The sequence below is a fragment of the Nocardia kruczakiae NBRC 101016 genome (genome assembly GCF_001612965.1).
Classification (GTDB): Bacteria; Actinomycetota; Actinomycetes; order Mycobacteriales; family Mycobacteriaceae; genus Nocardia; species Nocardia kruczakiae.
This window is the reverse complement of sequence record NZ_BDBL01000011.1, coordinates 93,385-115,135: the sequence shown is the minus strand read 5'-3', so window position 1 is coordinate 115,135 and position 21,751 is coordinate 93,385. Positions and strand designations below refer to the sequence as shown.

Sequence of the window (21,751 nt, the reverse complement as noted above, 5' to 3'; positions counted from 1 at the left end):
GGGCGGCGTATGCCCGCGTGAACCACGCTAACGAGCTGGAGTGCACTCCAAGCAAGGGGTGAACTCGACGCGATCCGAAGACACTCGGGCGCGCCGGGTGCCCGCGGCGCGCCGCGTGGCAGGATCGGTAGCCGTGAGTAGCGCTGATCCGCAGGTGGAGACCGTCGTCGATCTGGATGCCATCGCACACAACGTGCGGATACTGCGCGAACACGCGGGCGATGCCGCGGTCATGGTGGTGGTGAAGGCCGACGCCTACAACCACGGCGCGGTGCAGGTCGGCCGGGCGGCACTGGCCGCGGGCGCGGCTGAACTCGGCGTGACCACCATTTCCGAGGCGCTCGAGCTGCGCGCGGCCGGTATCACCGCGCCCATCCTCAGCTGGCTCAACACCTCCGACGCGGACTACACCGCCGCGATCGCCGCCGATATCGAGATCGGCGTGTCCTCGACCGCCCATCTGCGGGCGGTGGAGCGCGCGGCGCGGGCCAGCGGAACCACCGCGACCGTCACGCTGAAGCTCGATACCGGCCTGAACCGCAACGGTGTCTCCTCCGCGGAATATCCGCACGTGCTGGCGCTGCTGCAGGAGCTGGTCGCGGAGCGGGTGGTGCAGCTGCGGGCGATGTTCTCCCATCTCGCCCATGCCGATCAGCCGCAGCATCCGGTCATCGATGTGCAGCGGGACAGGTTCGTCGAGGCCATCGCCGTGGCCAAGGATTACGGGCTGCAGCCCGAGGTGGTCCACCTGGCCAACTCCGCGGCCACCCTCACCCGGCCCGATCTGGCGTTCGACATGGTGCGGCCCGGTATCGCCGTCTACGGTCTCAGTCCGATTCCGGAGATCTCCGACTTCGGCCTGCGTCCGGCCATGACCTTCCGGGCCCGGGTCGCCCTGGTCAAGCGGGTGGCGCAGGGGGAGGGCGTGTCGTACGGCCACGAGTGGATCGCGCCGCACGACACCACCGTGGCCCTGATTCCGGCGGGCTATGCCGACGGTGTGCCGCGCGGTCTGGGCGGGCGGATCGCACTGCGGATCGGTGATGCGGAGTATCCGAACATCGGCCGGGTGTGCATGGATCAGCTGGTCGTGGACCTCGGCGAGAACCGCCAGGGAGTGCAGGAGGGCGATCGCGCGGTGCTGTTCGGCGGGGCTCCCGGCGATCCGCACGCACAGCGGTGGGCGGAACTGATGAACACCATCCACTACGAGATCGTGTGTTCCCCCCGTGGCCGTGTCGTGCGAGGCTATACCGGACAGGCAGGGGTGGTGTGATGGAACCCGAACGGGCACATCGGTTTCGGAACGTGCGGCGGGTACGGTCCACACTGCTGCGGGGCGGGGTGGCATCCGCGAGCGTGCTGGGCGCCCTCGCCGGTGCGCAGGCCCTGCGGCGAATGGGCGCCGCCGTCGCCTGGCCGGCCCGCGGTGACGACCTGCGCGACGAGGACTTCACGCTGCTGGACCGCGACCCCGCGCGCCGCGTGGTGGCCGACGACGGCGTACCGCTTGCCGCCCGTGTCGTCGGCGCCGAGAATCCTTCCGCCACGGTCGTTTTCGTGCACGGATTCTGTAACAGCATGCATTCGTTCCACTTTCAGCGCCGCGATCTGGCGCGACAGTGGGGCGGGCAGGTCCGCATGGTGTTCTTCGATCTACGCGGGCACGGCAGCTCCGGTACGCCGAGCAGTGCGAGCTGCACGGTCGCGCAGCTGGGCCGCGACCTGCTGCGGGTGATCGAGGAGTGCGCCCCCCACGGGCCGCTGGTGCTGGTGGGCCATTCCATGGGTGGGATGGCGATTCTCGCGGCGGCCGCCCGGGATCCCGAATTGTTCGAGCGCCGCGTACTGGCCTCCGCGCTGCTGTCCACCACCGCCGCCGGGGTGACCAGTGCCGGTGCGGCACAGCTGTTGCGCAGTCCGGCGATCGACGGGTTCCGGGTACTGGTCCACACCTCCCCGGCACTGGTGCAGGCGGGACGGGTCACCGCACGCCGGCTGATCACCCCGGTGCTGCATGTCAGTTCGTTCCACGGCGACGTCAGTCCCACACTGTCGCGATTCACCACCTCGATGATCGATCGGACACCGGTCGAGACCATCGTGAAATTCCTCGAGGCACTGGAGGCCCACGACGAATCGGCGGCGCTGCCGGTGCTCGCGCCGCGGCCGGCGCTGGTCGTCGGCGGCGACCACGATCTGATCATCCCGTTCCGCAATTCGCGTGAACTCGCCGCCCGGCTCCCGGACGCCGATCTGGTCCGGGTCACCGACGCCGCGCATATGGTGCATCTGCAGTATCCCGAGTTGATGAATGCCGCGCTGGAGCGATTGCTGTTGCGCGCGGGCGTCTTCGGCGGCTCGTCCGTCGAATTCGGCGCGGGCCGGGAGGCGAGCAATGGCTGAGCATCGCGACGGGGCGCCGGCCGATCAGGGCGAGGCCGAGCGCCGGGAACTGCCCACGGTCGCCGATACCGAGGCGCTGGGCCGGGAGTTGGCGGCCGAGCTGCGGCCCGGGGATCTGGTGGTGCTCGACGGTCCGCTCGGTGCGGGGAAGACCGCGCTGACCCGGGGGATCGCGGCCGGGCTCGGGGTCGAGGGGCGGGTCAGCTCACCGACCTTCATCATCGCGCGCCAGCATCGCGCCGGCGCGGCGCCGGGGTCGATACCGCTGGTCCATGTCGACGCCTATCGGCTGGGCGGTGATCTCGACGAACTGGACGCCCTGGACCTCGATGCCGATCTGCACGAATCGGTCGTGGTGGTGGAATGGGGTCTCGGAGTGGTCGAACATCTCGCGGACCGTCATCTGCGGGTGCGGCTGCATCGGGAAGCGGAATCGGAGACACGCACCGCCACCTGGGAGTGGGTCGGACAGTACTGATCGGTTGTGATGCTCGCCACCGATGCGGCTCGGGCGAATCCGCGGCAGCGTGGAATCCGGCCCGGCCGACCGCACCCGGCCGCACCGGCGCCCCGGCAGTTGTTGCGGCACTTGATCGTTGACGAGCCCTGGGCGGGTGCCTCGTCACGACGTGCGCACATCCGGCGCGCAGCGGTTTGCCCCGCGGTTGCGACATGCGGATACGCCGACGGCGCTGATGGCATACGGGAGGTGACCAACCGGTATCGTTGAGGCAATCATGCTTGTACTTGCTGTCGACACCGCGACGCCTGCCGTTACAGCAGGACTGGTGGAACTGGAGCAGGCCGCCACACAGCCGCAGGTCCGCACTCTCGCCTCCCGGGTGACCGTGGACGCGCGCGCCCACAACGAGGTGCTCACCCCGCAGATCCTGGCCTGCCTCGAGGAGGCCGACCGCACGCGCACCGATATCGGGGCGGTCGTGGTGGGTATCGGCCCCGGCCCGTTCACCGGCCTGCGAGTCGGTATGGCGACCGCCGCCGCCTTCGGCGACGCCCTGGGCCTGCCGGTGCACGGCGTCTGCAGTCTCGACGCCATCGCCGCGGAGGCATGGTCCGACGTGCCGGGCGGGCAGGACGAGAGTTCCGGCGCCGAACTGCTCGTGGTGACCGACGCCCGCCGTCGCGAGGTGTACTGGGCGCGGTATCGCCGCAGTGGGCGCGTCGACGGCCCGGGCGTGTGCAAACCCGTCGATCTGGATTCCGGGGACGCCACCGCGATCGCCGGATCGCCCTCGCACGTCGACTTTTTCGATCTTTCGGTGCTGCCGGTGGAGACCCCGTCGCCCGCGGGTCTGGTGCGGTGCGCCGCCCACGACATCCTCGCGCGCGTGACGCCGGAGCCGCTGGTCCCGCTGTATCTGCGCCGGCCCGATGCGGTCGAACGCAGCTATCAGGCGGTGCGATGAGTACCGAATCCTCGCCCGTGGTCCATATCGAACCGATGGGCCCGGCCGATATCGCGCGCTGTGTCGAACTGGAACTGCTGCTGTTCCCGGAGGACGATCCTTGGCCGGACGTGGCCTTCCGGTCGGAGCTGGCCGGCTCGCACAATCGCTATCTGGTGGCGCGCGACGATGCCGGGCGCATGCTCGGGTACGCGGGTATCGCGCTGCTGGGCACAGTCGACCATCCCGAGGCCGAGATCCACACCATCGGTGTCGATCCGGACGTGCACCGCGGGGGAATCGGGACGGTGCTGTTGCGCGCATTGCTGGCCGAGGCCGGACGGCGCGGTGGACCGGTCTTCCTCGAGGTGCGAACCGACAATGCGCCGGCCATCGCGCTCTACGAGAAGCACGGCTTCCACATCATCGGCCTGCGCAAGAGCTACTACCAGCCCAGCGGCGCCGACGCGTTCACCATGCGCCGCCCGGCGATGACCGGATTCCCGCACCCGGGCGCCGAGCGCGCCCACGACTCCGAGGTCCTGTCATGATCGTCCTGGGTGTCGAAAGTTCCTGTGACGAAACCGGCGTCGGCATCGTGCGCCGCCATCCGGACGGCACCTGCGAACTCCTCGCCGACGAGGTGGCCTCCAGCGTCGACCAGCACGCGCGGTTCGGTGGGGTGGTGCCCGAGATCGCCTCGCGCGCCCATCTCGAGGCCATCGTGCCCGCCATGCGGCGCGCCCTGTCGACGGCGGGGATCGCCAAGCCGGATGCGCTGGCCGTCACCATCGGACCGGGCCTGGCCGGTGCGCTGCTGGTGGGCGTCGCGGCCGCGAAAGCCTATGCGGCGGCCTGGGATATCCCGCTGTTCGCCTTGAACCATCTCGGCGGGCACGTAGCCGTCGACACCCTCGAACACGGTCCGATGCCGCCGTGTGTGGCCCTGCTCGTTTCCGGCGGGCACACCCATCTGCTGCAGGTGACCGACCTGGCCGAGCCGATCGTCGAAATGGGCAGCACCGTCGACGATGCCGCCGGCGAGGCGTTCGACAAGGTGGCGCGACTGCTGGACCTCGGCTTCCCGGGTGGCCCGGCGCTGGATGCCGCTGCGGCTCACGGTGATCCGGCCGCGATCGCCTTCCCGCGCGGGATGACCGGGCCGCGTGATCCGCGGTACGACTTCTCCTTCTCCGGTCTCAAGACCGCCGTCGCCCGCTATGTCGAGGCGGCCCAGCGCAACGGAACCGAACTACCGATCCCCGATATCGCGGCGTCGTTCCAGGAGGCCGTGGCCGATGTGCTGACCATGAAGGCCGTGCGCGCGGCGCAGGATGTCGGTGTGGACACGCTCGTGCTCGGCGGCGGCGCGACCGCCAACTCCCGCATCCGGTCGATGGCCGAAGAACGATGCGCGGCAGCCGGTCTGACTCTGCGGGTGCCCAAGCCGCGCCTGTGTACCGACAACGGCGTCATGATCGCCACCCTGGGCGCCCACGTGATCGCGGGCGGCGCCGAACCGTCCCCGTTGACGGTCGCGACCGATCCGGGACTTTCGGTGTCCACCAGCCAGATTCGCTGACGCCGTCCCGAAGAGGATTCCTTCGGCTCAGTCCTGGGGCTGCACGGTCGTCGTGCCGGGCGCTGCCGACCGTCCGGACGGAACGGGATCACCCGGCTCGGCGGGCTGGGCCCGGTCCGAATCCGCGGATCCGGAACTCGACCGCGGCAGCACCGGAACCCGGGTGTTGCCCGGCTTGGTCGGCGCGGCCCCCGGCGTCGGGGTGTTCGGTGTGCTCGTGCCGGGCGTAACCGGTTGGGGCGTGGTGGTTCCCAGCAGCGGACCGAGCAGATGCGGCAGGTTGGGCGGCAGCGGAATCTGCGGCAGATTCGGATCCGGCCGCAGTACCGGCGCGCTGGTGGTCGGCGTGACCGGCGGGACCTGATCGGTATTGGTCGTCGGCAGCGAACTGCCCGGCGAGGTGCCGGGTGCCGAACTGCCCGGCTGGGTGCTGCTCGCCGGCGGATGTTCGGTCCGGCTCTGCCCGGTGCCGTCGGTCGGTGTGCCCGCGGGCATCGGGGTCGGCGCGGGTGTGGTGGTCAGCTGGGTATCGGTCGTCCCCGCCGGGGTCACATCCTGATGGGCGGTCGGCACGAGTTCCTTGACGCCGTAGCCGACCACGAGGCCGACCACCACGACCGCGCCGACGAGGGTGCCGATCACCTTGGTGAAGGTTCCGGCCGATCCGTCGCTCCCCAGCGCGATCGGGGAGAAGGTGGAGGGCTGGGCCGAATCGGCCACCAGCGCCGCACCTTTCGCGGTCACCGCCTCCGGCTCCGGAACCGAGACCACGGGGATGTCGAGCAGTGCGTCGAGTCCGTCGACCAACGAGGCGATATTGGCGCCGCCGCCGATGATCGCCACCGCCTCCGGGACTTTCGGCGCGCGTGCGAAGACGGCGCGGGCGTAGTCGGCCGCCTCGTGCAGCAGATCGGCGATCAGTTCGGCGAAATCGGCGCGGGTCAGCTTCAGCGGCTGCCCGGCGACGTGGTCGATGGTCACCGCCGGGGCGATGGACAGATGCTCCTTGGCCGCCCGGCTGCGATTGATCAGCATGTTCCGGTTCGGCCGGGTGCCGCGGCGGGCGAAATGGCAGTCCAGCAGGTGGTGGTAGATCAGCTCGTCCACCGCGGAGCCACTGATCGCCTCGGTGCGCTCGGAACGCAGCACGGTGTCCTCGGCCAGATCGGCCACGGTGACCGTCGTACCGGAGGCGCCGAGGTCGATCACCGCCACCGTCTCGTAGCGGTCGAGCAGGCCGGTGTCGCGCAAATAGGTCAGTGCCGCAGTACTTTCGGGGATGAGCTGCACATCCCGGCGCTGCCGGCCGATCGCGGCGCGAATCGCCATCGCCTGCTCGCGATCGCGGTAGGCGACCGCGATGGCGCCGGGCGGGACGGGCTGGGTCTGCGGCGCCGAGGCGCCGGGCGAGTGCGTGCCGACGCGGTGCAGATAGTCGCGGGGCATCTGCGTGGTCATCAGTTCGATCGACGAGGCGACCAGATCACCCGGATCGGAATGTGCCACATCCGCCGATACGACGCGGTAGTCGAAACTCCGGGCACCGTTGGGCGCGGTGGCGACGACGGCCGAGCAGACGACCTCGTTCCCGGCGGAGATACCGAGGGATGTTCGCATGTTCACCTCCCTTCTCGAGCTGGTCGAGCGGACGGCCATGGTGGTACCGACCATCTCGAACGGACATCAGGGGCATCCGCTGTGCGGCGAATACTCCGCGCGCGGATCGGGACGGGTCTTCCTCCGTCGGGGGGCGGTCCGGTGAGGCGCCATACCGTCAGGCTCTCGGTCCCATCAGGTGCGATCCGTTTTCAGGGTCGGGACCGGCCGTCGATCACGTGCGGTCTTGTTCTCGTCTCAGGTGTGCGCGAGGTCGTCGCGCGATGGGTGAAGCTGTTGTACTCGGCGGATCGCGTGACGGCTACGGCCGATGGGCACGCCGTAACGACACAGCTGTCGTACGACATGACCGATCACGGAACCGTCTTACATACTGTCACAATCCGTTATCCGAACGTTACAGATTTTTCGGATCAATTGCCATGCCCTCGGGCGTGTCGTGAAGTCAGCACTGCCCACCCTTGAGCGCTGGCACTCGCATGTATAGAGTGCTAGTCGGCACTGGTTGTGCTCAGGTGCCAGCTCGACTTTGGGCAAGGGTCCCGGCACCCGCGACGACGGGGCTGTGCGCAGGGTCGGCACGGCGGTAGTGGTAACGCTCCACGAACGCCGCATCAACACCGTGACCAAACCGTGAGTCCGGGGAACAGCCCCGGACGACCGAATCCCCTGAAAGTGGAGGGCTCAACGTGGCGAGCGTGAACATCAAGCCGCTCGAGGACAAGATCCTCGTCCAGGCCAACGAGGCCGAGACGACGACCGCCTCCGGCCTGGTCATCCCCGACACGGCGAAGGAGAAGCCCCAGGAGGGCACCGTCGTCGCCGTAGGACCCGGCCGGTGGGACGAGGACGGCGAGAAGCGCATTCCGCTGGACGTCAAGGAAGGCGACGTCGTCATCTACAGCAAGTACGGCGGCACCGAGATCAAGTACAACGGCGAGGAGTACCTGATCCTGTCGGCGCGCGACCTGCTGGCCGTCGTCGACAAGTGATGACCGACCGATGACCCTCGCGGCCGTCGCGATTCGGATCGCACCGTAACGACCGCTGCCCCGGTGCCCCACGCATGGGCCCCGGGGCAGTGATCGTTGTGACTCCTGCATCCAGGCCGCGGGTCGTCGCAGGCCCGTCCACCACTCCCACCCCAAGGACATCTCAACCATGGCAAAGCAGATCGAGTTCGACGAGAAGGCTCGTCGGGCAATGGAACGCGGCGTCGACAAGCTGGCCGACGCCGTCAAGGTCACCCTCGGCCCGCGCGGCCGGCACGTGGTGCTGGCCAAGGCGTTCGGCGGCCCCACCGTCACCAACGACGGCGTCACCATCGCACGCGACATCGACCTCGAGGATCCCTTCGAGAACCTCGGCGCGCAGCTGGTCAAGAGCGTCGCCACCAAGACCAACGACGTCGCCGGCGACGGCACCACCACCGCCACCGTGCTGGCCCAGGCCCTCATCAAGGGCGGCCTCAAGAACCTCGCCGCCGGTGCCAACCCGATCGGCCTCGGCGTCGGTATGAGCAAGGCCGCCGACGTCGTCTCCGAGGCGCTGCTGGCCGCCGCCAAGCCGGTCTCCGGCGAGAAGGCCATCGCCCAGGTCGCCACCGTCTCCTCGCGTGACGAGGAAATCGGCGAGATGGTCGGCAAGGCGCTGACCACTGTCGGCAAGGACGGCGTGGTCACCGTCGAGGAGTCCTCCACGGTCAGCACCGACCTGGAGATCACCGAGGGCGTGCAGTTCGACAAGGGCTACCTGTCGGGCTACTTCGTCACCGACCCCGACAAGCAGGAAGCCGTCCTCGAGGACGTCCAAGTGCTGCTGCACCGGGAGAAGATCAGCTCGCTGCCCGACTTCTTGCCGCTGCTCGAGAAGATCGCCGAATCCGGCAAGCCGGTGCTGATCATCGCCGAGGACATCGAGGGCGAGGCGCTGTCCACCCTGGTCGTCAACGCCATCCGCAAGACCCTCAAGGTCGTCGCGGTCAAGGCGCCGTTCTTCGGTGACCGCCGCAAGGCGTTCCTCGACGACCTGGCCGTCGTCACCGGTGGCACCGTGATCAACCCCGACCTGGGCATCAGCCTGCGCGAGGCCGGTCTGGACCTGCTCGGCCACGCCCGTCGCGTGGTCGTCACCAAGGACGAGACCACCATCGTCGACGGCGCCGGCACCCAGGAGGCCATCGACGCCCGCGTCGCGCAGCTGCGCGGCGAGATCGAGGCCACCGACTCCGACTGGGACCGCGAGAAGCTGGAGGAGCGGCTGGCCAAGCTGTCCGGCGGCGTCGCGGTCATCAAGGTCGGCGCGGCCACCGAAACCGCGCTCAAGGAGCGCAAGTACCGGGTCGAGGACGCGGTCAGCGCGGCCAAGGCCGCGGTCGAGGAGGGCATCGTCTCCGGCGGTGGAACCGCACTGGTGCAGGCGGCCACCAAGCTGGTCGAACTGCGCGACTCGCTGACCGGTGACCAGGCCATCGGCGTCGAGGTCGTGCGGCAGGCGCTGCGGGCGCCGCTGTACTGGATCGCCACCAACGCCGGTATCGACGGTGCGGTCGTGGTCAGCAAGGTCAGCGAGGGCAAGGACGGCTTCAACGCCGCCACCCTGACCTACGGCGACCTGATCACCGACGGTGTCGTCGACCCGGTCAAGGTCACCCGTTCCGCGGTCCTCAACGCCACCTCCGTGGCGCGGATGGTGCTCACCACCGAGAGCGCCGTGGTCGACAAGCCGGCCGAGGAAGAGGCGGGCGACCACCACGGTCACGCGCACTGAGTTATCGGCCTCTGTATTTTTGGCCTCCGCTTCGCTCCGGCAGGGTCGCGGCCCCCTAGGTCTCGTCGATCGGCACCCGTTGCTTGCTCCTTCGTCGCGTGCGCAACGGGCACCGATCGACGAGCCGGGCCGCAACCCGTGGGGGTTGGGTCGGGCCGAGAATCCTCGGTGACTGCAGATTGTGTAACGCAACGGCCCGTTCACGTTCGAAACGTGAACGGGCCGTTGGCGTTTTCGGGGTGAGACCGCGAGGGGATCCTCGCTGGAGCGTGGCGTCTGCGCCGGGCTCGGTCGTCGCCGGGGGCTCAGTTGAGGGAGGTGGGGCCGGCTTCCTCACCGTTGCGGTGAGCCGGTGGGCGAATATGTCGTGCGGCGGGGGCGTGATCGTCGGCGATCGCGGCCAGGAGCCGGGTGCGGAGGGTGGCGGGTGGCTGGACGGCCGACGCCGAGGCGAACAGGGTAAGAGCTTCTCTGGTCAGTTGCACTTCCGTGTCGAAGTCCGCGCGCAGTGCCGGATCGCCGGAGTCGAACAGCTCCTGCACCGCGCGCTGGTCCTCGTCGCCGATCGATCCGAGCGCGACCGTATGCGCGAGATCGATCTGGCTCTCGTTCATCTCACGTCACTCCCAAACTCTTTTTCAGTCGTGTCAATCCGTCCCGAATCCGGGACTTGACGGTCGGTAACCCTACTCCGAGGTAAGTAGCCACCTCGGCATATGTCCGGCCGCCGAAATATGCCAGCGAAATGGCCTCGCGCTGGGTTTCGGTGAGGGTGGCGAGGCTCTCGCGTACGGCCTGTTGTTCGAGTCGGCGGCCGACTTCCTCGGTGACCTCGTCGAATTCGTTGCCGAGAGTCGCGGCGCCGTAGGTGACCTCACGCTGGGCGTGCGCCTGTTCGGCGCGGACGCGGTCGACGGCCCGCCGATGCGCGAGCGTCATCAGCCAGGTCACCGCCGAACCCTTGGCCGGGTCGAAATTGGCTGCGGTGCGCCAGATCTGGAGGTAGACCTCCTGGGTCGTCTCCTCCGCGTAACCGGAATCGTGGAGGACACGCAGCACCAATCCGAATACCCGGGCGCTCGTGCGGTCGTACAGCTCGGCGAATGCTTGCCGATCGGCCCGGCCGCAGCGCTCCAGAAGTGCCGCCAGCTCGATACTTTCGCTTGCGCGTGCCGTGATCGCAGAGTCCACACTCGGTGTGGCCACCCGACCGTCCCCGATGGATCCTTGGAACGAGTCGCCCTCTGCGGCCGGCGGCCGCGTTGTCACAACGCTCCATTCTGTGTCATCGGCCACTACCGTAGCGCGCCGCTATGACCTCCTTCCAGGTGGGGTGCGTCAGGCAACGCACCTGTGGCCCAGCGGATTTCGCGCATAGAACGACACGCCGAGGAGTGTATGGAGACACGCCGTGACACGCCGATGACTTTTACGAAACGCTGAGGCTTGGGTGCGGCTGTTGGTCTACCTGCGGCAGGCGAATCGGCGGTGGCCGAGAACCTGCGCCTGTACCGTTGTCGCCGGCCACGTTCAGTGGCCGGTTGTTTGCTAGGTATTCGGCGCCCCAGCTGGTTCGGATCGGTCCGCTGCGACCGAATTTCGCGTGCGCCGGTCAGACGGCCATCCGGCGGCGATTGCGCCGGGCGTGGAGTTCGCGTTCGGTCTCCGACATACCGCCCCAGATGCCGTACGGCTCGCTGACCTTCAGGGCGTGGCTGCGGCACTGCATGAGCACCGGGCAGGTCCGGCAGATCTCCTTGGCGCGCAACTCCCGCTGGGTGCGCGCGCGTCCGCGCTCGCCGTCGGGATGGAAGAAGACGGAGGAGTCCACACCGCGGCACGAACCGCGCATCTGCCAATCCCAGATGTCGGCGTTGGGACCGGGGAGGTGGGTGGGCATGGGCATGGTGAACTCCTCATGGTGCGAGCTCGTCGGCGTTGTCGAGCGGTGCTTGGCAGCAGCGGTCTGTCCGGACCCTGGGCGGGGGCGACAGTGACCTCGCCGAGATCGGGCTCGGACCGTATCGCCGATCTCCGGCGATCGCAGTACGCGGTCGCCGCAATTTCGCGCGGCGCCGACGACGGCGATGAAGTACGTTAGGTCGCACAGTGAAATCACGTCAATAGATACGTCGACAGTGATCGCAATTCCGGCAGATCTCAGATTTAACCTGCACGCTGTTTACTTTCCGGACCGGGAAAGCGATACTGACCGGTTGACTTGTTTCGCGAGTATTGCGACATGTCCGTAGATTCTCACATATTCCCAGTTCACACGGTGCTTAGCGGAAGAAATGACCTGTTGTACTTGCCAACGCTGGGGAGTGTGATATGTGATGTGGCACACTGGTCCCGCTGGTGCGGAAGAAGTCCGGATGGCCGAGCCGGGGCGGGCAGGTTAATAATCCGAAAAGCATGCGAATTTCGCTTCGGTGCGCCGGCGGTTAGCTCGTCGCAGATTTACCTGATGGAAACACGGTGCCCCCGATTTTTCGCTGAGAAATAGCCCGTGCGCGGTGTGGGGTACCGCACCCCTCCGGATAAGGTGCGCTGGTGTTGGATTTGTCTCCGCGAGTCGGCGGGTTGCTGGCCTCCGGGAGCGCGCCCGTACTGGCCGACGCGGCGTTCGGCGGCCGCCCCGGGATCGCGCCCGCGGATCTTCCCGCCGCCACCGGCCCCGTCGAAACCTGGCTGCGGGCGGTCGTCCTCGGTGGTCAAGGGCGATATGCGGCGGCACGCGCCGAATTGCTCCGGGCCGCCCGGCTGACCACGGATCCGATCCTCGGCTCGCTCGTGGCCTCCACCGAGGCGTCGCTGCTGCGCCAGCTCGGCCGGCATGCGGGCGCGGCGATTCTGGACGGGCGGGCGGCGGCGCTGGCCGTGAACCCGCCGGTGGGGAGGGCGGCCGATCCGATGCGCGCCGCGGCGGTCTGCGACGCGTTCACCGGATTGGCCGCGGACGCGCTCGGGACCGGGCAGCCACAGGTGTCCGCGCGATTGCTGCGGCGCTGTCGCGACGAAGTCGATCGCGCGCCGGCGAATCTGCGAGCCCTGGTGCGCTGGCATTGGGTCAGCGCCGAAACCGCGCTTGCAGCACCCGGTATGGGACTGGTCGCCGAGCCTGCCCTGGCTCATGCCGAGGCGGCGGTGGCCGCGGCCGGGCGGATGGGATCGGTTCGGCATCAAGTGAAGTCGCGGCTGCTGGTGGCCGCCGCGGCGGCGGGCGACGGTGACATCGATCGCAGCCGCGCCGTGGCCGAGCTGGTCGATTCCGACTGCGCCGCACACGGATTGCTGCCGCTGCGCTGGGCCGCCGCGATGTTGCGAGCGGGGGTGTGCGAACCGGACGAGGCCCGTCGCGCGGCCGCGGAATCGGGTGCGTACGCGCAGATCCTGGCTGGTCGGGGCGGTCGGCTGCGGCTCGGTCCGGAAATCGGGTGAGCAGTGATCCCCCATGTTGTCCGACTCACATAGCTGAGCCGCTATTGTTGGTTCCGTTCCACCGACCGGTGGAAGCACCGGTCGAAATCCGGCCGTGCCACTTGTAACGCCAGGAATATCTCTGACGATGACGCACTCGGGCGAGGAGTTGGACGCCGCCGTAGCTGCTGCAGCTCAGGGCGACCGTTCCGCTTTAGCCCAGGTACTGGAAATCATCCGCCCGCTGGTAGTTCGCTATTGCCGTGCGCGGATCGGTTCCGCGGAGCGTGGGCAGCTCTCCGCGGACGACGTGGCGCAGGAGGTCTGCTTGGCTGTGATGACCGCCCTGCCGCGTTACCAGGACCAGGGGCGGCCGTTCATGGCTTTCGTGTACGGAATCGCCTCGCACAAGGTCGCCGACGCTCATCGCAACGCCGCCCGTAACAAGGCGGACGCGATGGCCGAAGTACCAGATGTCATATCCACCGACCAGGGGCCGGAGCAGCGCGCTCTCGAATCCGAAACGAGCCGGCAGATGAACAGTCTGCTGGCCACGCTACCGGAGAAGCACCGAGAGATCCTGATCCTGCGTTTGGTCATGGGTTTGTCAGCAGAAGAAACTGCTGTCGCCGTGGGCAGTACGGCGGGAGCTATACGAGTGGCTCAGCATCGGGCGCTCGCGAAACTGAAGTCACAAGTGGCGAGGGCAGGTGAAATGTATGGCTAGGGATGGCGAGCGCGGTCGGGGCGACTGGAAGGCGCGGCTTGGATCGCCGAACAGCGGTCCCTATGCCGAGGCATCCGGGGAGTCCGGTGATTCCGGGCCGGTGGATATCGCGGCGGTACGCCGCGACGATGCGCTGATCGACGCCATCGCCGGCGACGGTCCCGTCGCGACCGACAGTGCCGAGGAGTATCAACTCGCGAGTCTGCTCGCGAATTGGCGGGCCGATATCGTCGAGACTCCGATGCCGGCCGGTCCCGATCTGGACGCCGTGGTAGCGGCGGTCAACCAGGAGATCGGAGCGCGGGAGGCGAGGGTCAACGCCCATCGCCGCGGCAGGCTGCGACTGGTACGTCCGTTGATGGGCGCCGCGGCCGCGGTCGCGGTGATCGCGGGCGGGACGACGGCGTTCTCCTACGGCGCGCAGCCGGGTGATCCGTTGTGGCGGGTGAAGGAGGTCGTGTTCAGCCAGCAGGCGCAGACCACGATCGCCCAGCGCGCCGACGACGATATGACCAAGGCGCAGACGCTGATCGACCAGGGACACCCGGAACAGGCCAAGGCACTGCTGGAGAGCGCTTCCACCAACACGACCCAGGTCGATGACAATTCGCGCAAGCAGGATCTGCAGCTGCGCTGGCAGCATCTGCTGGATCAGCTGAAGACCACCGCGCCCCAGGTGGCCGCCGCGCTGGAGTCACTGGAGCCGAAGGCGAATACGACGCCGACCACTCCGACCGTGGTCGCGCCGACGACGCCGGGACAGGCCACCAACCCGGGCCAGCACGAGAGCAGCGGTTCCAAGCAGAGCACTCCGGGACCGGAGATCATGCGCAGCCAGACCGCGCCCGAAACCGGGGCGAACGGTTCGGGACCGGGCACACCGGGCACCGAGCCGGGAAGTGGTGCCAAGCCGCCGACGCAACAGCAGCAGCAACCGCCGACAACTGCCGAGCCGCCGACGCACGAACAGCCGCCGACACAGCAGCAGCCGCCGACCAACGAGCAGCCGCCGACACAGCAGCAGCCGCCGACGAATCAGCCCACCGCCAATTCGCCGACCACCATCGGCGGAGGGGCGGTGGTCCCGCCGACGCAGCCGCAGCAGACCGTCGCCCCGGTTCGCCCGTCGGTGCCCTCGGCGCCGACCGTGGTGGTGCCGCCGGCCGGTGGTGGATTGCACACCGGCATCGGCTAGAGCGACATATCCGGCCGGAACGACATATCCGGCTGGACGAGATTTCCGATACGAGAACCGATCGCCGATTCCGGCGGTCGGATTCGTGTTTTCCGGGGTAGATGTGCGCGCCGAAAGACTCGGCAGAAGTGTGGAAAGTCACACGCCGGACGTGCGCGCGGCTACGCCGGCGCAAGCACTACGCGGCTGTTGCACAACGGGTCAGGCGTCGAAGCCGTCGAATCCGTCGCCGTGCAGGGCTTCGTTCATCGAGGCATCCGCGTATCCGCGGCAGTAGTCCCACGTCACGTAGGCCTCCGGCGTCGGATCGTAGGCGGGCTCGTGCGGGCGGACCGTGCCGTCGACCAGCAGTTGCAGCAGGTTGGCGCGCAGCATGTCCCAATCGTGGTAGTGGTCCTGCCGGCAATCCTCACAGCTCACCACGAGACCGCGGATGCCCCGATGGGACAGCAGCGCCTCGTACACCGCGAGATCGGCGAGATCCTCTTCGACCGCTAGGCGCTCATGGGGGTCCAGCGGCTCCCCAGGCTCAATGGCATCGAGCGCGGCCGACGGGTCGGAGGGATCTCCGGCGAAGGGGTCCGGCGGCAGGCCAGGTGGTAGATGGTCACGCACAATCCCACGGTACGCAGAACCACCCCCTCCGCGCCAGCGCTGAAGGCATTTTGACGCGCTTGTTGTGCGGCTGTCACCCTCGTCCACCACTGTGTCCACCCTCGTCCACCACTGTGTCGGAGGCGACGAGGTCGCCCCCGCGGGCGGCCGATACCATGGATACACGGGCGCCGGGTAGCACGCTTCGGCTCCACCATCCATCAGCTGTTCTCGATCGGTACCGAGGTCCCGCGGAATGCGGGGCCGCAGTGCCGTATCGGTGCTTTCGAGGTCCAGGAGGGGTCGATCAGATGAGTAGTCCCGTGATGGGCGAACGAGCCGTCCGCCCGCATACGGGTGGTGACGATCCGAACAAGATCGCCATGCTCGGCCTCACGTTCGACGACGTGCTGTTGCTGCCGGCCGCTTCCGATCTGATCCCCAGCTCGGTCGAGACCTCCAGCCGGCTGACCCGCGAGATCACGCTGCGCACTCCGCTGGTGAGTTCGGCGATGGACACCGTCACCGAGGCGCGGATGGCGATCGCCATGGCCCGCGCCGGCGGTATGGGCGTGTTGCACCGCAATCTGTCGGCCGCCGATCAGGCCGCCCAGGTGGAGACGGTGAAGCGGTCCGAAGCCGGAATGGTCACCGATCCGGTCACCTGCCGCCCGTCCGACACCCTCGCCGAGGTCGACGCGATGTGCGCGCGGTTCCGGATCTCGGGTCTGCCCGTGGTGGACGAGACCGGTGCGCTGGTCGGCATCATCACCAACCGCGACATGCGTTTCGAGGTCGATCAGAACCGCCGGGTCGCCGATGTGATGACCAAGGCGCCGCTGATCACCGCCCAGGAGGGTGTCACCGCCGAGGCCGCCCTCGGCCTGCTGCGCCGGCACAAGATCGAGAAGCTCCCGATCGTCGACGGTAACGGCCGGCTGCGCGGGCTGATCACCGTCAAGGACTTCGTCAAGACCGACCAGTACCCGAACGCCACCAAGGACCGCGACGGCCGTCTGCTGGTCGGTGCGGCGGTAGGCGTCGGTGAGGACTCCTGGTCGCGCGCGATGAGCCTGGCCGACGCCGGGGTCGATGTGCTGATCGTCGATACCGCGCACGGCCATCAGGCCCAGGTGCTGCAGATGGTCGCCAAGGTGAAGAACGAGGTCGGCGACCGGATCCAGGTCGTCGGCGGCAATATCGCCACCCGCGAGGGTGCGGCGGCACTGGTCGAGGCCGGCGCCGACGCGGTCAAGGTGGGTGTCGGGCCCGGCTCGATCTGCACCACCCGTGTGGTCGCCGGCGTCGGCGCCCCGCAGATCACCGCGATTCTCGAGGCCGTGGCCGCGTGCCGCGCCGCCGACGTGCCGGTGATCGCCGACGGCGGCATCCAGTTCTCCGGCGATGTCGCCAAGGCCATCGCCGCCGGTGCGTCGACCGTCATGCTCGGTTCGCTGCTCGCCGGTACCGCCGAATCCCCGGGCGAACTGATCCTGGTGGGCGGCAAGCAGTTCAAGAGCTATCGCGGCATGGGGTCACTGGGCGCCATGCAGGGACGCGGACAGGGCAAGTCCTACTCCAAGGACCGTTACTTCCAGGACGACGTGCTGGCCGAGGACAAGCTGGTGCCCGAGGGCATCGAGGGGCGGGTGCCCTTCCGCGGTCCGGTGAACCAGGTCATCCATCAGCTGGTGGGCGGTCTGCGCGCGGCCATGGGCTACACCGGTTCGCAGTCGATCTCCGACCTGCAGCAGGCGCAGTTCGTGCAGATCACCGCGGCGGGGCTCAAGGAGAGCCACCCGCACGACATCACCATGACGGTCGAGGCCCCGAACTACACCGGCCGCGGCAAGTAAGTAGAAGCCGGAGCGAGAGGCGAAAGCCTCTGCCACGTCGGATCGGTGACCCCCTCGCCGCGGAGGGTGGAAGTGCTTCGGGGACAAGGCGTGTCGGTGAGATGAGCCGGCCCCTCGCGATCCATGAGATACCGGTCGGTCGTGTCGATGTTCGACCACGCCCGGCCGGTCCCCATGCCTGACGTCCGACACGGACCGCCCCCGGCGTATGGCATACGCCGGGAACTGGGAGGATGGACGCGCGTCGGCGTGAGATCGCCGCGACGTCGTGACGCCGGCGCGCGCAAGTTCGTCGCACACACGGGCGTGGCAACACACTAAGGAGAGACATCAGTGCGGGACATGGTCGAGATCGGGATGGGTCGGACCGCCCGGCGTACCTATGAGCTGGACGATGTCGACATCGTCCCGTCGCGGCGCACTCGGTCGTCGAAGCAGGTGTCGCTGGCATGGCAGCTGGATGCCTACCGATTCGACATCCCCGTGGTCGCGCATCCGACCGATGCGCTGGTGTCGCCGGAATTCGCGATCGAACTGGGCCGCCTCGGCGGGCTGGGCGTCATCAACGGCGAGGGACTCTGGGCCCGGCACGCCGATGTGAGCGCGCGCATCGAGCAGCTGGTCGAGGTGGCCGAGCACAAGGGGCCCGAGGCCGCGGTCGAACTGCTGCAGGAACTGCACGCCGCGCCGATGCAGCCCGATCTGCTGGCCGCCGCGGTCGCGCAGGTGCGCGCCGCCGGGGTGACGGTCGCGGTGCGGGTGAGCCCGCAGAACGCGCGCGCCCTGACTCCGAGTCTGGTGCAGGCCGGTATCGACCTGCTGGTCGTCCACGGCACCATCATCTCCGCCGAACACGTCGGCGGCGCGAGCGCGGTGCCGGCGGAGGACGCCGGCTCGTCGGTGGAACCGCTGAATCTCAAGACCTTCATCGCCGAACTGGACGTGCCGGTGGTGGCCGGTGGCGTCAGCGATCACCGCACCGCCCTGCATCTGATGCGCACCGGCGCCGCCGGTGTGATCGTCGGTTACGGCTCGATGCCCGGCGCCACCACCACCGGTGAGGTGCTCGGTATCGGTGTCCCGATGGCGACCGCGATCGCCGATGCCGCCGCCGCTCGCCGCGACTACCTCGACGAGACCGGCGGTCGATACGTCCACGTGATCGCCGACGGTGACATCGTCTCCTCCGGCCAGCTGGCCAAGGCCATCGCCTGCGGTGCGGATGCGGCGATGCTGGGTGTGCCGCTGGCGCTGGCGCAGGACGCGCCCGGCCGCGGTTGGTACTGGCCCTCGGCGGCCGCGCATCCGTCGGTGCCGCGCGGCGCGCTGTTGCAGTTCGCCGAGCCGGACGAGCAGCCCACCCTGGAGAAGGTGCTGTACGGTCCGTCCAGCGATCCGTGGGGGTCGGTGAATCTCGTTGGCGGCCTGCGTCGTTCGATGGCCAAGGCCGGATACTGCGATCTGAAGGAATTCCAGCGGGTCGGCCTCAGCGTGCGGGCCTGAGATCTCGCGCCGTGACCCGGATCAGTTGAGCCGGGTCAGCACGTCCCCGCGCAGGAAGTCGCGAATCGCGGCGTTGACCTGCGCGGGGTGAGTCATGTTGACCGCCTGACGGGCATCCTCGATTTCGCAGAACCGCGATCCGGCCAGCCGGCGCGCCATTTCCAGCGCGTGCGCGCGCGGGATGCCGGCCCGCGTGGGATGGATGACCAGTGCGGGACAGGTGATTTCGGCCAGCCGATGCAGGATCGAGTCGCGGGCCAGCAGGCATCCGGCCGCGGCCTCGAGTTCGTGCGGGTCGCGCGCCAGCCATCGCTTGGTCCACACCGCCCGGTACCAGGCGTCGTCTCCGATCAGCCAGTGCGCCATGTGCTCCGCGAGGACATGCCGGATATTCGGCTCCTTCCAGCGGTCCAGGAAGCGGCGCGAGGTCGCGAGTTCCTGCGGGGTGGGGCTGTGCGCCTCGGTGGAGATCAGGATGAGCGCGGCCACCCGTTCCGGAGCGAGCAGCGCGGTGCGCATGGCGCTGAACCCGCCCTGTGAGGTGCCGCCGACCACCGCGCGTTCGACGCCGAGCTGGTCCAGCACGGTCAGGGCGTCGCGGGCCGCCGTCCAATAGGTGAAGGGCAGTCCCTCGTCGCGGGTGCGTCCGTGTCCGCGCGCATCCCAGGTGACGATCCGGAACTCCGGTGACAGCGCGGCCGCCTGCGAGGCGAACATCGTTCGGTCCATGAAGAATTCGTGCCCCAGTAGCACCACGGGACCACGACCGCCGGAATCCTCGTAATGGATTTCGGCATCGATCGCACGGGCGAATGGCACGAGCACGAGGATAGCGGTCGCCGACTGCTGCTGCTCCGCCTTCGCGATCGTCGCGGAGGCCGGCGAGCATGGATATGCGTTGGCGGATAGGCCGTTTCGGACATCGGTCGGCACCCGGTCGATACGGCCGGCGTCGGACCGGCGGAGTGGGGGCGGTCACGGCCGCGACCGGCAGGCTCGCCCGCCCTCGAGGTGCGCCGATGCGCTCACTAAACTGTGCGGGTGGCAGAAACCCAGCGACCAGTTCTCGTCGTCGACTTCGGGGCGCAGTACGCGCAGTTGATCGCGCGGCGCGTGCGCGAATCCAGTGTCTACTCGGAAGTGGTACCGCATACCGCGACCGTGGAGGAGATCGCCGATCGGCAGCCGCTGGCGGTGATCCTGTCCGGCGGACCGTCCAGCGTGTACGCCGAGGGCGCGCCGCAGCTCGATCCGCGGCTGTTCGACCTCGACATCCCGGTCTTCGGCATCTGCTACGGCTTCCAGGCGATGGCGCAGGCGCTCGGCGGCACGGTCGCGCACACCGGCACCCGCGAGTACGGCCGCACCGAACTGAACATCGACGGCGGCGTCCTGCACGGCGGACTGCCGACGGTGCAACCGGTGTGGATGAGCCACGGCGACGCGGTCACCGACGCCCCGGCCGGTTTCGAGGTCACGGGGACGACGGCCGGTGCGCCGGTCGCCGCCTTCGAAGATCGCGCCCGGCGGCTGGCCGGTGTGCAGTACCACCCGGAGGTGCTGCATTCGCCGCACGGCCAGCAGGTGCTGAGCCGGTTCCTGCACGAAATCGCCGGCATCCCCGCGGCCTGGACTCCGGCCAATATCGCCGACGCGCTGGTCGAGCAGGTGCGTGAGCAGATCGGCGACGGGCACGCGATCTGCGGGCTGTCCGGCGGAGTGGATTCCGCGGTGGCGGCCGCGCTGGTCCAGCGGGCCATCGGTGACCGGCTGACCTGTGTGTTCGTCGACCACGGCCTGCTACGGGCCGGTGAGCGCGAGCAGGTGCAGCGCGACTTCGTCGCCGCGACCGGGGCCAAACTGGTGACCGTCGACGCGGTGGAGAAGTTCCTCGGTGAGCTGAAGGGCGTCACCGATCCGGAGGAGAAGCGCAAGATCATCGGCCGGGAGTTCATCCGCTCCTTCGAGGATGCGGTCGCCGAGGTGGTGAAGTCCACCGGCGTGGAGGACGGTCACGGACCCGCGGTCGAATATCTGGTGCAGGGCACCCTCTATCCGGATGTGGTGGAGTCCGGCGGCGGTTCCGGCACCGCCAACATCAAGAGCCACCACAACGTCGGCGGCCTGCCCGAGGATCTGGAATTCGAGCTGGTCGAGCCGCTGCGACTGCTGTTCAAGGACGAGGTTCGCGCGGTCGGCCGCGAGGTCGGGTTGCCGGAGGACATCGTTGCGCGCCAGCCCTTCCCGGGGCCGGGCCTGGCGATCCGGATCATCGGCGAGGTCACCCCGGACCGGCTGGAAACCCTGCGGCAGGCCGACGCGATCGCGCGTGAGGAGTTGACCGCCGCCGGTCTGGACGCGCAGATCTGGCAGTGTCCGGTGGTCCTGCTGGCCGATGTGCGCAGTGTCGGCGTGCAGGGCGACGGACGCACCTACGGCCATCCGATCGTGCTGCGGCCGGTGTCGAGTGAGGACGCCATGACCGCGGACTGGACCCGCCTGCCCTACGAGGTGCTCGAACGCATCTCCACCCGCATCACCAACGAGGTGGCCGAGGTCAATCGCGTGGTGCTCGATGTGACGAGCAAGCCGCCGGGCACCATCGAATGGGAGTGAGCGGCTGTCTCGGCCGATAGCGGAGAAGGGGCCTTCCAGCGTCGGCTGGAAGGCCCCTTC

21 protein-coding genes are annotated in these 21,751 nt (G+C 68.6%); 15 read left to right on the top strand and 6 right to left on the bottom strand.

Features of this window, described 5'->3' with window-relative positions; translation table 11 throughout:
• The first annotated feature begins 133 nt into the window (after positions 1 to 133).
• From alr to tsaD, 6 genes are all read left to right on the top strand, one after another.
• Positions 134 to 1,276, top strand: coding sequence for an alanine racemase (gene alr, locus NK1_RS10405; protein ID WP_245660423.1), 1,143 nt, complete (start codon positions 134 to 136; stop codon positions 1,274 to 1,276).
• A gap of 32 nt (positions 1,277 to 1,308) precedes the next feature.
• A complete protein-coding gene (locus tag NK1_RS10400) occupies positions 1,309 to 2,406 on the top strand; it encodes an alpha/beta fold hydrolase (RefSeq protein WP_245660422.1) in 1,098 nt (365 codons plus the stop codon).
• Positions 2,399 to 2,884, top strand: coding sequence for a tRNA (adenosine(37)-N6)-threonylcarbamoyltransferase complex ATPase subunit type 1 TsaE (tsaE, locus tag NK1_RS10395; RefSeq protein WP_063008304.1), 486 nt, complete (start codon positions 2,399 to 2,401; stop codon positions 2,882 to 2,884). Before NK1_RS10400 ends, tsaE begins: the two co-directional genes overlap by 8 nt.
• Positions 2,885 to 3,143: 259 nt before the next feature.
• Positions 3,144 to 3,833, top strand: coding sequence for a tRNA (adenosine(37)-N6)-threonylcarbamoyltransferase complex dimerization subunit type 1 TsaB (gene tsaB / locus NK1_RS10390; RefSeq protein WP_063008303.1), 690 nt, complete (start codon positions 3,144 to 3,146; stop codon positions 3,831 to 3,833).
• Positions 3,830 to 4,363, top strand: coding sequence for a ribosomal protein S18-alanine N-acetyltransferase (rimI, locus tag NK1_RS10385; protein WP_063008302.1), 534 nt, complete (start codon positions 3,830 to 3,832; stop codon positions 4,361 to 4,363). The genes tsaB and rimI overlap by 4 nt, the downstream gene beginning before the upstream one ends.
• Positions 4,360 to 5,394 carry a tRNA (adenosine(37)-N6)-threonylcarbamoyltransferase complex transferase subunit TsaD gene (tsaD, locus tag NK1_RS10380; protein WP_063008301.1) on the top strand — a complete coding sequence of 345 codons (1,035 nt, stop codon included), beginning with the start codon at positions 4,360 to 4,362 and terminating at the stop codon, positions 5,392 to 5,394. The genes rimI and tsaD overlap by 4 nt, the downstream gene beginning before the upstream one ends.
• Before the next feature lie 27 nt (positions 5,395 to 5,421).
• Here tsaD and NK1_RS10375 read toward each other — a convergent pair whose 3' ends face one another.
• Complete coding sequence (locus tag NK1_RS10375; RefSeq protein WP_063905953.1) at positions 5,422 to 7,011, bottom strand: DUF7159 family protein; 1,590 nt, start codon at positions 7,009 to 7,011, stop codon at positions 5,422 to 5,424.
• Here NK1_RS10375 and NK1_RS34395 point away from each other — a divergent pair.
• The 3 genes from NK1_RS34395 to groL all read left to right on the top strand — a co-directional run bounded on the left by NK1_RS34395 (position 7,010) and on the right by groL (position 9,780).
• Positions 7,010 to 7,156, top strand: a complete 147-nt coding sequence (locus NK1_RS34395; protein WP_157104192.1) for a hypothetical protein — start codon at positions 7,010 to 7,012, stop codon at positions 7,154 to 7,156. The two genes, NK1_RS10375 and NK1_RS34395, sit on opposite strands and share 2 nt — an antisense overlap.
• A gap of 544 nt (positions 7,157 to 7,700) precedes the next feature.
• Complete coding sequence (groES, locus tag NK1_RS10370) at positions 7,701 to 8,003, top strand: co-chaperone GroES (RefSeq protein WP_030513506.1); 303 nt, start codon at positions 7,701 to 7,703, stop codon at positions 8,001 to 8,003.
• Positions 8,004 to 8,172: 169 nt separating this feature from the next.
• A complete protein-coding gene (gene groL, locus NK1_RS10365; RefSeq protein WP_063008300.1) occupies positions 8,173 to 9,780 on the top strand; it encodes a chaperonin GroEL in 1,608 nt (535 codons plus the stop codon).
• A 305-nt stretch (positions 9,781 to 10,085) separates the two neighbouring features.
• Here the strand turns inward: groL and NK1_RS10360 are convergent, their stop codons facing one another.
• The 3 genes from NK1_RS10360 to NK1_RS10350 all read right to left on the bottom strand — a co-directional run bounded on the left by NK1_RS10360 (position 10,086) and on the right by NK1_RS10350 (position 11,686).
• Positions 10,086 to 10,394 (bottom strand): RskA family anti-sigma factor, encoded by a 309-nt coding sequence (locus NK1_RS10360; protein WP_245660421.1) that lies wholly within the window; start codon positions 10,392 to 10,394, stop codon positions 10,086 to 10,088.
• 1 nt (position 10,395) lies between these two features.
• Positions 10,396 to 10,971 (bottom strand): sigma-70 family RNA polymerase sigma factor, encoded by a 576-nt coding sequence (locus tag NK1_RS10355; RefSeq protein ID WP_036498306.1) that lies wholly within the window; start codon positions 10,969 to 10,971, stop codon positions 10,396 to 10,398.
• A gap of 421 nt (positions 10,972 to 11,392) precedes the next feature.
• A complete protein-coding gene (locus NK1_RS10350; RefSeq protein WP_030513510.1) occupies positions 11,393 to 11,686 on the bottom strand; it encodes a WhiB family transcriptional regulator in 294 nt (97 codons plus the stop codon).
• A gap of 647 nt (positions 11,687 to 12,333) precedes the next feature.
• On the opposite strand from NK1_RS10350, the gene NK1_RS10345 reads away from it, so the two are divergent.
• From NK1_RS10345 to NK1_RS10335, 3 genes are all read left to right on the top strand, one after another.
• Positions 12,334 to 13,221 carry a hypothetical protein gene (locus NK1_RS10345; RefSeq protein ID WP_245660420.1) on the top strand — a complete coding sequence of 296 codons (888 nt, stop codon included), beginning with the start codon at positions 12,334 to 12,336 and terminating at the stop codon, positions 13,219 to 13,221.
• A 127-nt stretch (positions 13,222 to 13,348) separates the two neighbouring features.
• Positions 13,349 to 13,927, top strand: a complete 579-nt coding sequence (locus NK1_RS10340; RefSeq protein WP_030513512.1) for a sigma-70 family RNA polymerase sigma factor — start codon at positions 13,349 to 13,351, stop codon at positions 13,925 to 13,927.
• On the top strand, positions 13,920 to 15,122 hold the full coding sequence (locus NK1_RS10335; RefSeq protein ID WP_084460752.1) for an anti-sigma-D factor RsdA: 1,203 nt from the start codon (positions 13,920 to 13,922) through the stop codon (positions 15,120 to 15,122). The genes NK1_RS10340 and NK1_RS10335 overlap by 8 nt, the downstream gene beginning before the upstream one ends.
• Positions 15,123 to 15,323: 201 nt before the next feature.
• On the opposite strand, the gene NK1_RS10330 is transcribed toward NK1_RS10335, so the two are convergent.
• Positions 15,324 to 15,737, bottom strand: coding sequence for a DUF5319 domain-containing protein (locus NK1_RS10330; protein ID WP_025347353.1), 414 nt, complete (start codon positions 15,735 to 15,737; stop codon positions 15,324 to 15,326).
• Positions 15,738 to 16,027: 290 nt separating this feature from the next.
• Here NK1_RS10330 and guaB point away from each other — a divergent pair, with 290 nt between their 5' ends.
• Both guaB and NK1_RS10320 read left to right on the top strand, forming a co-directional pair.
• Positions 16,028 to 17,572, top strand: coding sequence for an IMP dehydrogenase (gene guaB, locus NK1_RS10325; RefSeq protein WP_223273388.1), 1,545 nt, complete (start codon positions 16,028 to 16,030; stop codon positions 17,570 to 17,572).
• Positions 17,573 to 17,905: 333 nt separating this feature from the next.
• Positions 17,906 to 19,075, top strand: coding sequence for a GuaB3 family IMP dehydrogenase-related protein (locus NK1_RS10320; RefSeq protein WP_036498307.1), 1,170 nt, complete (start codon positions 17,906 to 17,908; stop codon positions 19,073 to 19,075).
• A 21-nt stretch (positions 19,076 to 19,096) separates the two neighbouring features.
• On the opposite strand, the gene NK1_RS10315 is transcribed toward NK1_RS10320, so the two are convergent.
• On the bottom strand, positions 19,097 to 19,894 hold the full coding sequence (locus NK1_RS10315) for an alpha/beta fold hydrolase (RefSeq protein ID WP_063008345.1): 798 nt from the start codon (positions 19,892 to 19,894) through the stop codon (positions 19,097 to 19,099).
• A gap of 216 nt (positions 19,895 to 20,110) precedes the next feature.
• Here NK1_RS10315 and guaA point away from each other — a divergent pair, with 216 nt between their 5' ends.
• On the top strand, positions 20,111 to 21,691 hold the full coding sequence (gene guaA, locus NK1_RS10310; protein WP_374726730.1) for a glutamine-hydrolyzing GMP synthase: 1,581 nt from the start codon (positions 20,111 to 20,113) through the stop codon (positions 21,689 to 21,691).
• Positions 21,692 to 21,751 lie beyond the last annotated feature (60 nt).